Below are 13,952 nucleotides of genomic sequence, written 5' to 3'. Positions count from 1 at the left end.
CCTGTGCGCGAAAGGGGACTTGAACCCCTACCCCCTTGCGAGGACTAGCACCTCAAGCTAGCGCGTCTACCTATTCCGCCACCCGCGCAGGTTATGCGTTGTCTGCGTTGTTATCGCTGGCAACGAAGTAAAACTTTACCACCGTCCGGCGGCGTTTGCCAATCGGGCAGGATTGGCCACCAGGGCTCCAAAATCCGCGGAATCATGCGGGAAACTCGGGTTTGATCAGTAGTTTCGCATTAATTTTCACCGAATCAGTGTTGAGCGTCACAGCAAAACGGCCGATTTCTGGGCTCTGGCGAAGGTTTGAGCCACCCTGTCGCCGTGGTCCAGTTTGTTCTGCCGGATGCGGCTTAGGCCTGCACGATCTCCCGTAGCTGCTCGGCGCCAAGTACCTGATTGAAGATCTCGCCCTCCGGTTCCATCCAGCGGCCGGCGGCAAGATCGGCCAGGCGAACGGGCTCGTAGCCCAGCGCGCTGATCAAAGCCGCGGCGAGCCCGGCGCCTTCGGGATCATCGGTGGCGATCGCGAGCGCGCGTCGTTGTTCGGTCTTTGCCGCTCCGTCGGAGTCCAAATCCCAGTGGCTGATGTGGTTCAGCGCCTTGACGACCCGGGACTCCGGGAAATGCGCGGCGATGGCCTCGGAACTGGATAGCCCGGCCCGCAGGCTGAGTTCGAGCCAGTCGGGCAAGGGCTCGTCCTGCCAGCGGTTTGTCGCATCCAGCAGCACCAGATCCGCCAGGCTGTCCTGCGCCACCTCGTCCAGGTCCTCCTGGGGGACCATGAGGACGACGAGGTCGACGCCCGCACCGATGTCTTGGGCCGGCACCGCCTGGGCCTGCGGAGCATACTGGGCCAGATGGTATTTCATCTGGCCCACGGGCCGTGAGGAGGCGATGTTCACCGCGATGCCGGCCGACGCGGCCGCACGAGCCAAGGCGGTGCCCGCCCGGCCGGCACCCAGGATGCCAATGCGTTCAATTTCTGCCACCGCTGGGTGTGGACTCTGGCCCATATGGATCCTCCTAGCTTCGTACTTGAAGCCTAACCGCAGTTGCCGGGTTGGCGCATGAAAAAGGCCACCGGCCCGAGTATGGAACTCGGGCCGGTGGCCTAGATGGAGATTGGCTAACCGCCGAAGAGCGGAGCGATGTTCTTCCAGAGCTGCTGGAGGCCCAGCGAGATGAACAGCAGCGCGGTAATGCCCAGCGCCGTGTTGGTGTGCCAGCGGTTCGCCCATCCCTTGGGGATGCGCTTGCCGTTGAGCAGGCCCAGCAGGGTGATCGCCAGGAACGGCATGAACAGCGAGCCGAGCACGCCGTAGGCGAGAATCAGCGCGATGGGCTTGTCCAAAAGGAACAGCACCATTGGCGGGAAGGTCAGCCAGAGGACGTAGAACTTGAAGTACTTGCCGCCGGTCAGCGTGTCCTTGTGGCCGGCGGGCTTCTTGCGCATGTGGCCCCAGAAGTCGGCGAACATCAACGATACGCCGTTCCACACGCCAATGATCGAGGAGAACGAGGCGGCCCAGAAGCCCACCAGGAATCCGGTGCCGACGAACGTTCCGTAGCGCTCGTTCAGCACCTCGCCCAGGTCCAGTAGGCCGCGGTCGCCAGCGGAGATCGATACCCCGGCCGAGCGAACGACCTCGGCGCCGACCACGAGCATGGCGAGCACGAAGATGCCGGTCATCACGTAGGCCATCGAGTTGTCGATGCGCATCACGCGCATCCACTTCGGGGTGTTCCAGCCCTTTTCACGCAGCCAGTAGCCATAGGCGGCCAGGGTGATGGTGCCGCCGACGCCGCCGGCCAGAGCCAGGGTGTAGACCACGCCGCCGGATGGGATCATCGGCACCAGGCCCTTGAGCATTTCCGGCACGTTCGGCACGGCGATGATCGCCAAGCCGACGACGGTGACGAACATGATGCCCACGAGGACCGCGGTGACCTTCTCGAAGAAGGAGTAGCGGCCGAACCAGACCATGGCGAAGCCGGCAAGGCCCATCAGCACGGCCCATATCTTGAGGTCCACTGCGGGGAAGAGGGCCGCCAGCGGCATCGCCGCCGAGCTCATCGCGGTGGCGCCGTAAACGAAGCCCCAGAGGATGATGTAGGGACCGAAGTACCAGGTGGTCCAGCGGCCCAGGGACTTCCAGCCCTCGAAGATCGTCCGGCCGGTGGCCAGCGTGTAGCGTCCGGCGCCTTCGACCAGAACGATCTTCAGGATGACGCCCAGGATCACCGCCCACAGCAGGGCGTAGCCGTACTGGCTGCCGGCCACCAGGGTCGCGACCATATCGGCGGCGCCCACACCGGTTGCCGCGACAACCAGTCCGGGGCCGACAATCTTCCATTTTGGTGCTCTGCCGCCGTCGTGGTCGGCGTGCACCGGCGCGCTCTCGGCGCCCGGTTGATGCTGTTCGGCCATGAATGAAGTCCTTAAAGTTTTTGCTCGTATCCGGTGCGAGTACCGGGATGCCTCGGACCAGCGGGTGTGAGCAAGAATCGACCTTGATCTTCATCACTGCCACTAGAGAGACAGATCTAATGTATGGGTGATGCGCGACATAACCAAGGCGTGCGCCAACTCTTAAGTGAATCTTAGGAAAGCAGCGGGCCGGCAAGCCGCCGAAACCAGCTGATAAAGTGCTTCACAGTGCGTGGTGCACCAAGATTTGAAAGGACGTGGCCTTGCAGCTGCTCATCGTCGAGGATGACGACGCCGTCTCCACGGCCCTTGCCGACGCCGTCGCAGCTGCCGGGCACACCGCCGAATGCGTCACCCGCGGGGAGGACGCGTTGCTGCGGCACCGCGAGGCGGACATGATCCTGCTGGACCTCGGCCTGCCGGATATGGATGGGCTGGAGGTGCTGCGCAAGCTGCGCCTGGTGACCACCACCCCGGTGGTGATCCTCAGCGCCCGCAACGACGAACGCAGCGTGGTGCGCGGGTTGCGCCAAGGCGCCGACGACTATCTGGTCAAGCCGATCGGGTTGACGGTGCTGCTCGCGCGCATCGAGGCGGTGGCCCGCCGGTCGCGGATGAGCTCACCGGTCAGCGCCCTGCTGCAGGTAGGGGAGCTGGGCATCGACCTGGACAAACGCGAGGCCCGGTTGGGGGCGCGGGCGCTGAACCTGACCGCCAAGGAATTCGACCTGCTCGCGCTGCTGGCCAAGCATGCCGGCTCGGTGGTCACCCGGGAGCAGATCCTTGATGCCCTCTGGGGAGATGCCTTCGTAGCCGTTTCCCGCTCGCTGGACGTGCACCTGACCGGATTGCGCGCCAAGCTCGAGCGTCCCGGAATGATCATCAACGTCCGCGGTGTCGGCTACCGCCTCGAGGCAAACCTCCAATGAGATTGCGCGTCATCGCCATTCTGGGATCGCTGCTGGCCCTGCTGGTCGTGATCGTCTCCGCGGTGCTGATGCAGAGCGCGAGCGTGGATGCGGCCCAGGAGCTGCGGCTGAGCCGCGAAGCGTCGCTGAATAGATTCATCCAGTTGGGCGCCCAGGCCGAAGCCGAGGCCGAGCACGGCAAGCTGCAGCTGGAAATGGACACCTATTCCAAGCTCTATGACGAGGCTCTGCTGGTGCGCCTGGGCACCGAAACGCTGACCTCCGGCCAGCTCGATCCCACCAGGCCGGAGGTGGCGCGGGCCTTGGAGAATACCGAGCTGAACCTCGCGCATACCGACATCCCCGCGATCAACCCCTTCGCCACCGGCAATGCGCTGATCGCGCGCCCTTTCGGCAATTCCACCCAGGTGCTCGGCTCGGCGCTGCTGGAAGTCAACCTCGACATCTCCCGCCGGTTGGTGCTGGAACGCTGGATCTGGGTGGTGCTGTTGAGCATCGCGGCCGGGGCGGGGCTGCTGCTGCTCGCGGACCGGGTCACCGCCTGGGTGCTCAAGCCGATCCACCGGCTCAATGAAGCGACCAAGGAACTGGCCAAGACGAAGACCTCGACCCCCTTGGAAGCCGCCGGGCCTCCGGAGCTGCGCGAATTGGCGCATTCCTTCAGCAAGATGTCCGATGCGATGACCGCGAGCCTGGCCCAGCAGCGGGAGCTGATTGCCGAAACCTCGCACCAGCTGCGCAATCCCGTGGCGGCGCTGCGCCTGCGGGTGGATCTGCTGAAGCTGCGCCTCGGAGCGGCGGCGGATCCGCAGGCGGTGCAGGCCGTGGAGAAGGAACTGCACCGGGTGGAGTCGCTGCTGGACGCGGTGCTCCGGCTGGCCAGCGCGGATCATCGGCTCTCCGAGCAGGCGGCGGACCGCACCCCGGCTGCCCGCACGGCGGAGGTCGAAACGGTCAAGGTGCGCGAACTGCTGATCGAGGAAATCGAGCGGCAGTCTTCGGCGGCCCGGCAAAGCGGCACCGAGCTGCTGCTGGAATCCGGGAACGAACCGGAGGTCCTGCTGGCCTGCAACGAGTTCGAGCTGCAGCAGATGCTCGCCGAACTCTATGAGAACTGCCTGAAATATGCCGCCGGGACGCCGATCGAAACCACCCTGCGGGCCACGCCTGAACTCGTCGAGATCAGCATCCGCGACCACGGCCCCGGGCTTGGCGAAGCCCAATTGGCGCAGGTGACCGAACGGTTCTGGCGCGCGGACCCGTCCGGGGCGACCCCCGGCACCGGGTTGGGCATGGCGATCGTGGAGCGCCTGGCCCGCGCCAACTCCGGAGAGCTGCGCGTCGCGGCGGCCGAAGGCGGTGGGCTGTGCTTCAGCCTGGTGATGCCGCGCGGCCAGGCGCCGGGCGGGGGTGGCCAAGGTGGCTGAGCACGGGAACCCGAGCCGGCGCAGCGTGCTGCGCTGGGCCGGGCTGGGCGCCCTGGGTCTGCCGGCGCTGGCCTCCTGCACCAGGGGAGCGCTGATCGAGCGGCTGGATGTGGCCGGCGGCGAAAGCGGGGGCATGTACTTTGAGTTCGCCAACCTGCTCGCCGCGGCGCTGGTCCGCTACGGCATCGCCGCGCACTCGGAAGCCCTGGTGACCGAGGCGAGCGTCGAAAACCTCGAGCTGCTGGAAAACGGGCGGGCCGGGCTCTCGCTGGCGCTGGCGGACACCGTGGCCCAGCACGAGCGCTCCGCGGATTCCTCGCTGGTCGCCCTGGGCCGGGTCTACCAGAACTACTACCACTGCATCGTGCGCCGCGAGAGCCGGATCCGCTCGCTGGCGGACCTCTCCGGCCAGCGGCTGGGTACCGGGGCGCCGGGTTCGGGCACCTGGGTGACCGGGCAGCGCATCCTATCCGCCGCCGGGCTGGCGGAGGAAGGAACCAAGCCCAGAGAACGCCAGTTGGGCTATGTGGCCGGACTGCAGGCCCTGGAAGCCGGGGAGATCGATGCGCTCTTGCTCTTCGGCGGAATCCCGGTCAGCTCCATCACGGCGTTGGGGCGGGAGGTGGACCTCCGGCTGATCGATCTGGCGGGGGTGCTGCCGGCCTTGCGGGCGGAGTATCCGCGGCTCTACGAGCATGTGATCATTCCGCGTTATACCTATCCGGGGGTGGCCGAGGTGGACACCGTGGGTGTAGCGAACCTGCTGATGGCCAACGCCGCGCTGCCGGCTCCGGTGGCGGCGGGAATCGTGGAGCTCTTGGTGGACCATGCGCGAGAACTGATCCCGCGCAATAGCGCCGGCATCCAATATCTCACCCCCGATACGCTGATCTCCACCGGCGGGCAGCGGCTGCATCCGGCGGCCGCAACCACCTACCGCAGGCTCCATGGCTAGCGCGGCCAACGCGCCATGGGCCGTGGGGAACTAGGGTGGATAGCAACCGAGGCCGCCACCGCGAACAGAGGATCCAAAGATGCCGAGCACGCACGCCTATGAGCTTATGCAAGAAGAAGTGGTGCAGATCTGCCGCAAGCTGATCAGCATCGACACCACCAACTTCGGCGAGAACAACAGCCGCGGCGAACGCGAGGCCGCCGAGTACATCGCGGCGCTGTTCGCCGAGGTCGGCCTGGCCGCGACAATCCATGAATCCGCGCCGGGACGCGCGAACCTGATCGCCAGGATCCCCGGCAGCGACCCGAGCCTGCCGGCGCTGGTGGTGCATGGGCATCTGGACGTGGTCCCGGCGATCGCCGCGGACTGGTCGGTGGACCCCTTCGGTGCCGAGCTCATCGACGGCATGATCTGGGGCCGCGGGGCGGTGGACATGAAGGGCATGGACGCGATTATCGTTGCGGTGATCCGGCGGCTGATGCGCAGGCGGATCAGCCCGCGCCGGGATCTGATCATCGCCTTCTTCGCCGACGAGGAGGCCGGCAGCGACTGGGGCTCGATGTGGATGGTGGAGCAGCATCCGGAAGTCTTCGCCGGGGCCGGGGAGGCGATCAGCGAGGTCGGCGGATTCTCCACCGAGATCGCCGGGCAACGCGCCTACCTGGTGCAAACCGCGGAGAAGGGCATCGCCTGGATCAAGCTCGCCGCGCACGGGGTGGCCGGACACGGCTCGCAGCTCAATCCGCGCAACGCGGTGACGGCCCTGGCCGCCGCGGTGGCCCGGATCGGTGAATACCAGTGGCCGCTGTCCTATACAAAAACCACCCGCGCGCTCTTCGAGGAGCTGGCGGTCATCTGCGGCACCGAATTCGACGAAGAGAACCCCGCACCGCTGCTGCAGGCCTTGGGGGATACCAGCCGCTTTGTCGGCGCCACCCTGCAGAACACCTCGAACCCTTCGGTGCTCAAGGCCGGCTACAAGCACAATGTGCTGCCCGGCTATGCCGAGGCGCTGATCGATTGCCGCACCCTGCCCATGGAGCACGAATCCACCATCGAGAAACTGCGCGAGCTGGCCGGCGAACACGTGGAGCTCACCCTGCTCCAGGACCAGCAGTCGCTGGAGGTGCCCTTTGGCGGCGAGCTGGTGGATTCGATGGTGCAGGCGCTGGTGGCCGAGGACCCCGAGGCGGTGGTCCTGCCCTATATGCTCTCCGGCGGCACCGACAACAAGGCGCTGGCGAAGCTGGGGATCACCGGCTACGGTTTTGCCCCCTTGCAGCTGCCCAACGATCTTGATTTCACCGGAATGTTCCACGGAGTCGACGAGCGGGTGCCGGTCTCGGCGCTGCAGTTCGGAACCCGCGTCCTTGACCGGCTATTGCGCAACTACTAGGAGTTACCAACGTGCCTATCGAACAAATCCTCAGCGATGAGCTGCTGTCCCGCTTCCGCGAACGCGCCGGCGGCTATGATGCCGCCAACGCCTTTGCCACCGAGGACTTCGAGGAATTAGCGGCCCTGGGCTATCTCAAGGCCCTGGTGCCCGAGTCATCCGGCGGTTTGGGCTGGAGCTTCGAGCAGCTGGTGCTGGCCCAACGCCGGCTGGCCACCGCCGCGCCGGGCACCGCCCTGGCAATCAATATGCACCAGGTCTGGGCCGGCGTCGCCTATCTGCTCGCCGCCCGCGGGGACGCGCGCCTTCAGCTGGTTACCGAGTGGATCGCCGCCGGGGAGGTCATGGCCTTCGGGATTTCCGAACCCGGAAACGACTCGGTGCTCTTCGACTCGAAAACCGCGGCGACAACCCTGGCCGATGGGTCCGTCAGCTTCACCGGCACGAAGATCTTCACCTCGCTCTCCCCGGCCTTCACCCGGCTTGGCGTATTCGGCAAGGACGAGGCCAGCGGGGAACTGGTGCACGGGTTCGTCTCCCGCGGCGCCGGGGTCCGCTCGCTGGAGGACTGGGATACCTTGGGCATGCGCGCCAGCCAGTCGCACACCACCAAACTGGAAGGCGCGGTGGCCCCGGCCAGCTGGGTGCACACCCGGCTCGAGGTGGGACCGAACGCAGACCCGCTGATCTTCGGAATCTTCGCCTCGTTCCTCACGCTCACCGCGAGCGTATATGTCGGGATCGCCGAACGCGCCGTGGAGCTTTCGCAGGCGGCGCTGCGCCAGCGCACGCACCAGGACGGGGGCAGCTACACCCAGGACGTGCGCGCCAGGGGAGTGCTGGCCCAAGCCGGAATGCGAATGCTCAGCCTGGACGCCCTGCAGCGCGCCGTCGCCGCGGATCTGGAAGGGCAGGTAGCGCACGGGCCGGGCTGGTTCCCGCGCCTGGTCACGCTGCGCACCCTCGCCGGGCAGAGCGCACGCGACAACGTCGAGGCCGCCGGGCAGCTGCTCGGCGGCGGCGGATATTTCCGCGGCAGCGAATTCGAGCGGCTCTACCGCGACGTGCAAGCCAGCTGGTATCACCCATCCAATGCCGCCTCGGCGGAGAATACCGTGGCCAGCTGGCTGGTGGGTCCCCTAGAGCCCTGAGCGCTCCAAGGTGCTGACCACCCGGATCACCTTGCGGCGCAGCCAATATTTGCTCGCTCCGCCCTCGTAGCGCAAGGTGCGCATCAGCTCCCATTTGCCGTTATCCGAATGCTCGCGCAAGGCGGCCCGTGCCACCTGCTTGGATTCTGCAGGGAACGCGGTGATCACCAGATACTCGTAACGGTCGTCATTATTCAAGTGCAGCGGAGCCTTGATTAATTCCTGAAGCATTACACCCCTATCGAAAGAATGATTTCGGTTGTAGCGTGTGACTCATGAGCACCGAACCGAGCTACGCCCTGCAACTGCTGATCTCACGCCTCGAGCAGCACCTGACCGTAGTTTCCCAGAGCCGCGGGTCGGCCGACGCCGCGGTCGATGCCGCCTTCGGCTCGCTCGCCGAAGCGTTCGAGAGCTATGAGGATGCACTCTACGAGCAATATTCCGAACTTCTTCCGTTCACCATACCTACGGATGACGACGATGACGAGTGAGTACGGCCACGGTTTGAATTTCCCTGTGAAAGCCGTGTAATCACCAATACGCCCCTCGAAATGACGTAGTGTCAAGGGGTGAATTGGTTTGAAGCAGCTTTCCTCGGATTAATCCAGGGCCTGACAGAGTTCTTGCCCATCTCCTCATCGGCCCACTTGCGCATCGTGGGCGAGCTCTTGCCCAACGCGCAAGATCCCGGTGCGGCCTTTACCGCGATCACCCAATTGGGGACCGAAACCGCGGTGGTCGTCTTCTTCTGGCGTGACATCGTGCGGATTATCGGCGCCTGGTTCCGGGCGATCACCGGCAAGATCCCGCACTCTGACCCGGACGCAAAAATGGGTTGGCTGATCATCGTCGGTTCCCTGCCGATCGCCATCCTGGGGCTCCTGCTCGAAGACTATATCGACTCGAACTTCCGTTCGCTGTGGATCGTGGCGACCATGCTGGTGCTCTTCGGCCTGTTCCTGGCCATCGCCGACCACTACGGCAAGCAGGAACGCACGCTGGATAAGCTCACCGTCAAGCACGGCGTGTTCTACGGACTAGCCCAGGCGATGGCGCTGATCCCCGGCGTGTCGCGCTCCGGCGGCACGATCACCGCCGGGTTGCTCATGGGCTATACCCGGGAAGCCGCCGCACGCTATTCCTTCCTGCTGGCCATCCCCGCGGTATACGCCTCGGGACTGTACAAGCTGGCCAAATCCTTCTCCGAGCCCGGGGTCTACACGCTGGCGCAGACCGGGCTGGCCACCGCGATCGCCTTCGTCGTCGGCTTCCTGATCGTGGGCTGGTTCCTGAAGTACGTCTCCACCCACTCCTACCGGCTCTTCGTCTGGTACCGGATCCTGCTGGGCCTGGGATTGTTCGTATTCCTGAGCCTCGGAATGATCAGCGCCTAAAACTCTGTAGCCCGCGCGGGAATAAACCCTGCGCTCGTTGACTTGCCCTTAAAGGAAGATCGTCTATACATCTGCGAAAGGATGTACTCAGTGCTCGCGTGGAAGTCTCCGCAAGTGCCACATGTTGTTGGCTCCGCACCTATTCTGGAGGTCTTCGACACCTCCAGCGGAACCAAGCAGGCCACCGCTCCGGCCGATCAGGCCAACGCCCCGGCAAGCATGTATGTCTGCGGGATCACCCCGTACGACGCCACCCATATGGGACACGCCGCCACCTACGTCACCTTCGATTTGCTGCACCGCACCTGGCTGGATAACGGCCGCGAGGTCACCTATACACAGAACATCACCGACGTTGATGACCCGCTGCTCGAGCGCGCCACCGCCACCGGGGTCGATTGGCAGGACCTCGCCGAAGACCAGATTCAGCTCTTCCGCGAGGATATGGAAGCGCTGAACGTGATTCCGCCGCAGCACTACATCGGCGCGGTCGAATCGGTGCACTGGCTGGTTCCGGTGGTCGAACGGCTGCTCGCCGCGGACCTGGCCTACCGGGTGCCGGCCGACGCCGACGGGGTGGAAGGGGATATCTACTTCGATACCCTCGGCTCGGAGAACGGCGCCTGGAAACTCGGCCAGGTCTCCAACTACGACCGCGAGACGATGCTCGGCTTCTTCGCCGAACGCGGCGGGGACCCGGACCGCACTGGCAAGCGCGATCCGCTGGATCCGCTGCTCTGGCGCATGGCCCGCGAAGGCGAACCCTCCTGGGCGGGCGGCGAGCTGGGCACCGGGCGCCCGGGCTGGCATATCGAGTGTTCGGTGATCGCGCGAAGGACCCTTCCGGCCCCGTTCACCGTGCAGGGCGGCGGATCGGACCTGATCTTCCCGCACCACGAATTCTCCGCGGCGCACGCCGCAGCCGATGACCAGACCGCATTGGCCCAGGCCTATGTGCACACCGGCATGGTGGGCCTGGACGGTGAGAAGATGAGCAAGTCCCTGGGCAACCTGGTGCTCGTCTCCAAGCTGCGCGCCGCCGGCGTGGAACCGGTAGCCATCCGCGCGGTGCTGCTCTCGCAGCACTACCGGACGAACTGGTCCTGGACCGAGCAGCTGCTCGCCCAAGCCCAGGAACGCGTGGCTACCTGGCGGGCCCGGATCGCCGGCGCCGGGCTGGCCGAAGCCACCGCGCTGCTGACCCGGATCCGCTCGCGCATGGCCGATGACCTCAACGCCCCTGCGGCCTTGGAGGCCATCGACCAGTGGGCCGCCACCGCGTCCGAAGGCAGCGGGGAAGGCAGCGAGCTGCTGGCCCGCGGAATCGATTCCCTGCTGGGGCTGAAGCTCTAGCGGCAACCTGGCTCCCCACAAACCGGTCCGCGACGTTCGGCACCGGTTTGTGGGGAGTTTTTTGTGCCCGAAGGACTAGATCTCGAAGTCCGGGCCGTGCTCCTCGCCGCGGGAGCGTCCCCGGCGGCGCAGATAGCGTTCGAATTCACGGGCGATGGATTCGCCGCTGGCTTCGGGAAGCTCGCTGGCATCGGAGGCCTGCTCGAGCTGCTGCACGTATTTGGCGACCTCCGGATCCGCGGCCGAGAGCTCGTCCACCCCGCGCTTCCAGGCGCTGGCATCCTCGCGGAGCTTCTGCGAGGAAACCTGCATCGGAACCAGCTCTTCGATCATCTCCACGATCGCCAGTTCCACCCGCGGGCTGGGGGCTTGGGCCACATAGTGCGAGAGCTGCGCCCAGAGCGACATGGTGGGAATGCCGTGTTTCTCGAATTCGGCCCCGAGCACCGCCGGAATCCCGGTGGGCCCCTCATAGCGGGAGGCCGAAAGCTTAAAGTACTCCTGCACTTTCGGATGATCGCTGTTGAGCACCGTGGGCACCGGGCGGGTGTGCGGCACATCGGCCAATAGGGCGCCCAGGGAGAGCACCGCATGGACGTTTTCCGCCTTGGCGTGCTCCACGATCTGCGCGCAGAACCGCTGCCAGCTAAAGGTCGGCTCCACCCCGACCACGAGCAGCAGATCCGCCGGGGCCAGCGGATTGTCCATCCGGTACAGCTCTGTGGTTGGCCAGTCTATGACCCGGCCTTCGGCGGTCACCCGTGACTGCGGCCGGGTGAACTGGTAGTCGTAGTAGTCGTCCTGGCCCACGGTGGCCAGATGCTTCGGGGCGCCGCTGTTCAGGATGCGGCGCACCGCGTCGCTGGCGGCCGATCCGGCATCGTTCCACCCCTCGAAGGCCGAAATCAGCACGGTGGGACGCATCTCATGTTCGGTTTGCGCAACGAAGCCGTTCAGCGTTGGTGCGTGGTATTCCTCGCTCATGACTTGCCCCTCTCCAGCCTGCGCACCGCCCCGGCAGAGGCGGCGAAGCGGTTTAGCCCCACTCTTCCATCTAGAATGGACTCATGCCAAGCACCAAATCAGCGTTCGATGCAAAAGTTCCAGCCCCCGGCCCCCACGCGGTGCTCTGGGATATGGACGGTACCCTCATCGACACCGAACCCTATTGGATCGCCGCGGAGATGGAACTGGTCAAATCCCACGGCGGAAGCTGGAGCGAGGAACAGGCGTTTAACCTCGTCGGCCAGGCCCTGCCCAACGGGGCGAAAATCCTCCAGCAGGCCGGGGTGGACCTGGGCATCCGGGAGATCATCGAACACCTCTCCGGTCAAGTCGTCGCCGGCCTGACCAGCGACGTGCCCTGGCGGCCCGGCGCCCTTGAACTGCTCAGCGCACTGCATCGGGAGGGAATTCCGCAGGCGCTGGTGACCATGAGCGAGCGCAGCATCGTTCACGAGCTGATGGCGGCGCTGCCCGAAGGGATCTTCACCGCCAGCGTCACCGGCGAAGAGGTCACCCACGGCAAGCCGGACCCCGAACCCTACCGGCGCGGATTGGCGTTGCTCGGCGAGCGGCTCGGCCGCAGGTTCGACCCCGCACGCTGCATCGGCTTCGAGGATTCCAAGCCCGGAATCACCTCGGCCGCCGCGGCGGGACTGCACGCGGTGCTGATCCCCAACGCTACGGACCCCGGCGTGGGGAACTGGCGGCGTATCGATACGCTGGTGGACATAAATCTCAAGACGATGACCGATTGGCTGGTGCAGGTTAACGCGTGAGCGAAGCTACTGAAAAAGCCCCGGGGCTGAAACTTGGCCGCATCGGCGGGGTGCCGGTGTACCTGTCGAATTCCTGGTTCATCATCACCGCGGTGATCACCGTGGCCATCGGCCTGCAACTGTCGAATAATGCGCTGATCCCGCCGCTGGTGGCCTACCTGCTGGGTTTTGCCTGCGCCGTGGTGATCGCGCTGGCCGTGCTCGTGCACGAGGTGTCCCACGCGTTGACCGCCCGCGCCTTCAAATGGCCCGACGCGCATATTGTGCTGACCCTGATGGGCGGGCACACCCAATTCGGCTCCTTCAAGGCCAAGCCCGGGGCCTCACTCGCGGTGGCCATGGCCGGGCCGCTGTCGAATTTTGTGCTCGCCGGGCTCGCCTGGTTGGCCCTGCAGCTGCCGAACCTCGGGTTGTACCCGGGCTTGCTGCTGAACTTCTTCGTCTACGCGAACCTGCTGCTCGGCGCGTTCAACGCCCTGCCCGGCTTGCCCTTGGACGGCGGCCGGCTGGTGGAGTCCGCGGTCTGGAAGCTGACCGGCTCCCAGTTCAAGGGAACGATCGCCGCCTCCTGGGTAGGCCGTTTCATCGTCATCGGCGTCCTGGCCTGGTTCATCGTGGTGCCGTTCCTCAAGGGCGAGCAACCGCAGCTGCTGACCATGGTGGTCGGGGTGATGGTGGCGGTCTTCATGTGGCAGGCCACCACGGCGCTGATCAACCACGCCAAGATGATGCTGAACCTGCCCAAGGTGATCGCCGGGGACCTGATGTCCCCGGCCAGCGCGATGATGTCGGTGGCCACGGTGGCCGACGTGCTCACCCGCAGGCGGAACCGCGGCGGTCAGATCATCCTGGTCGACCCGCAGGGCATGCCCTGCGGCGTGGTCGACGAGCAGGCATTGAGCCGGGTGGATCCGGCCTCGGCCGCGCAGGTCTCCGCGCTGGCGGTATCCCGCGCGCTGGGCCGCGGCGCCGTCGTGGCCCAGGATTCCGATGGCCGCCAGCTCATCGACTACCTGGCCAGCGTGAGCACCGCGGAGTACGCGGTCATCGATGCGCGCGGCACCGTGGTGGGCCTGCTGCACCAACGCAAGATCATCGCGGCCGTCACCGGCCGCAAAGCCTAGAAGCTCTA

Annotated in this window: 14 protein-coding genes and 1 tRNA gene; 10 read left to right on the top strand and 5 right to left on the bottom strand. The window is 65.7% G+C overall.

Annotated features, from left to right (window positions below):
• Positions 1–4: 4 nt before the first annotated feature.
• The 3 genes from ACT3TP_RS02205 to ACT3TP_RS02195 all read right to left on the bottom strand — a co-directional run bounded on the left by ACT3TP_RS02205 (position 5) and on the right by ACT3TP_RS02195 (position 2,431).
• Positions 5–88 (bottom strand) — tRNA-Leu (locus ACT3TP_RS02205).
• A gap of 265 nt (positions 89–353) precedes the next feature.
• Positions 354–1,016 carry an NADPH-dependent F420 reductase gene (locus tag ACT3TP_RS02200; protein ID WP_105552101.1) on the bottom strand — a complete coding sequence of 221 codons (663 nt, stop codon included), beginning with the start codon at positions 1,014–1,016 and terminating at the stop codon, positions 354–356.
• Positions 1,017–1,129: 113 nt separating this feature from the next.
• Entirely contained in the window at positions 1,130–2,431 is a 1,302-nt protein-coding gene (locus tag ACT3TP_RS02195; protein ID WP_105552102.1) for an Nramp family divalent metal transporter, read from the bottom strand.
• A gap of 263 nt (positions 2,432–2,694) precedes the next feature.
• On the opposite strand from ACT3TP_RS02195, the gene ACT3TP_RS02190 reads away from it, so the two are divergent.
• The 5 genes from ACT3TP_RS02190 to ACT3TP_RS02170 all read left to right on the top strand — a co-directional run bounded on the left by ACT3TP_RS02190 (position 2,695) and on the right by ACT3TP_RS02170 (position 8,289).
• Positions 2,695–3,360 (top strand): response regulator transcription factor, encoded by a 666-nt coding sequence (locus ACT3TP_RS02190; RefSeq protein ID WP_105552482.1) that lies wholly within the window; start codon positions 2,695–2,697, stop codon positions 3,358–3,360.
• Positions 3,357–4,787 (top strand): sensor histidine kinase, encoded by a 1,431-nt coding sequence (locus ACT3TP_RS02185; protein WP_444619045.1) that lies wholly within the window; start codon positions 3,357–3,359, stop codon positions 4,785–4,787. Before ACT3TP_RS02190 ends, ACT3TP_RS02185 begins: the two co-directional genes overlap by 4 nt.
• Positions 4,780–5,742 carry a TAXI family TRAP transporter solute-binding subunit gene (locus tag ACT3TP_RS02180; RefSeq protein ID WP_444619043.1) on the top strand — a complete coding sequence of 321 codons (963 nt, stop codon included), beginning with the start codon at positions 4,780–4,782 and terminating at the stop codon, positions 5,740–5,742. Before ACT3TP_RS02185 ends, ACT3TP_RS02180 begins: the two co-directional genes overlap by 8 nt.
• A 79-nt stretch (positions 5,743–5,821) precedes the next feature.
• The gene (locus ACT3TP_RS02175; RefSeq protein ID WP_444619041.1) at positions 5,822–7,138 is read left to right on the top strand and encodes a M20/M25/M40 family metallo-hydrolase; all 1,317 of its coding nucleotides are present in this window, start codon (positions 5,822–5,824) and stop codon (positions 7,136–7,138) included.
• Positions 7,139–7,149: 11 nt separating this feature from the next.
• Positions 7,150–8,289, top strand: a complete 1,140-nt coding sequence (locus ACT3TP_RS02170; RefSeq protein ID WP_444619039.1) for an acyl-CoA dehydrogenase family protein — start codon at positions 7,150–7,152, stop codon at positions 8,287–8,289.
• On the opposite strand, the gene ACT3TP_RS02165 is transcribed toward ACT3TP_RS02170, so the two are convergent.
• Positions 8,278–8,520, bottom strand: coding sequence for a DUF5703 family protein (locus tag ACT3TP_RS02165; RefSeq protein ID WP_096284409.1), 243 nt, complete (start codon positions 8,518–8,520; stop codon positions 8,278–8,280). The genes ACT3TP_RS02170 and ACT3TP_RS02165 overlap by 12 nt on opposite strands.
• A gap of 44 nt (positions 8,521–8,564) precedes the next feature.
• Between ACT3TP_RS02165 and ACT3TP_RS02160 the strand changes: the two genes are divergently transcribed.
• From ACT3TP_RS02160 to mshC, 3 genes are all read left to right on the top strand, one after another.
• On the top strand, positions 8,565–8,783 hold the full coding sequence (locus ACT3TP_RS02160) for a hypothetical protein (RefSeq protein ID WP_096284411.1): 219 nt from the start codon (positions 8,565–8,567) through the stop codon (positions 8,781–8,783).
• Positions 8,784–8,861: 78 nt separating this feature from the next.
• Entirely contained in the window at positions 8,862–9,686 is an 825-nt protein-coding gene (locus ACT3TP_RS02155) for an undecaprenyl-diphosphate phosphatase (RefSeq protein WP_444619037.1), read from the top strand.
• A gap of 90 nt (positions 9,687–9,776) precedes the next feature.
• Complete coding sequence (mshC, locus tag ACT3TP_RS02150; protein WP_444619035.1) at positions 9,777–11,039, top strand: cysteine--1-D-myo-inosityl 2-amino-2-deoxy-alpha-D-glucopyranoside ligase; 1,263 nt, start codon at positions 9,777–9,779, stop codon at positions 11,037–11,039.
• Between the two features lie 75 nt (positions 11,040–11,114).
• On the opposite strand, the gene ACT3TP_RS02145 is transcribed toward mshC, so the two are convergent.
• On the bottom strand, positions 11,115–12,023 hold the full coding sequence (locus ACT3TP_RS02145) for a proteasome assembly chaperone family protein (protein WP_444619033.1): 909 nt from the start codon (positions 12,021–12,023) through the stop codon (positions 11,115–11,117).
• An 83-nt stretch (positions 12,024–12,106) separates the two neighbouring features.
• Between ACT3TP_RS02145 and ACT3TP_RS02140 the strand changes: the two genes are divergently transcribed.
• Both ACT3TP_RS02140 and ACT3TP_RS02135 read left to right on the top strand, forming a co-directional pair.
• Positions 12,107–12,820: an HAD family hydrolase gene (locus tag ACT3TP_RS02140; RefSeq protein ID WP_444619031.1), complete on the top strand. Its 714-nt coding sequence runs from the start codon at positions 12,107–12,109 to the stop codon at positions 12,818–12,820.
• Positions 12,817–13,944, top strand: coding sequence for a site-2 protease family protein (locus ACT3TP_RS02135; protein WP_105552109.1), 1,128 nt, complete (start codon positions 12,817–12,819; stop codon positions 13,942–13,944). The genes ACT3TP_RS02140 and ACT3TP_RS02135 overlap by 4 nt, the downstream gene beginning before the upstream one ends.
• Positions 13,945–13,952 lie beyond the last annotated feature (8 nt).

The sequence above is a fragment of the Glutamicibacter sp. AOP38-B1-38 genome (assembly GCF_052377485.1).
Taxonomy (GTDB): Bacteria; Actinomycetota; Actinomycetes; order Actinomycetales; family Micrococcaceae; genus Glutamicibacter.
This window is presented reverse-complemented; position numbering and strand designations above follow the sequence as displayed.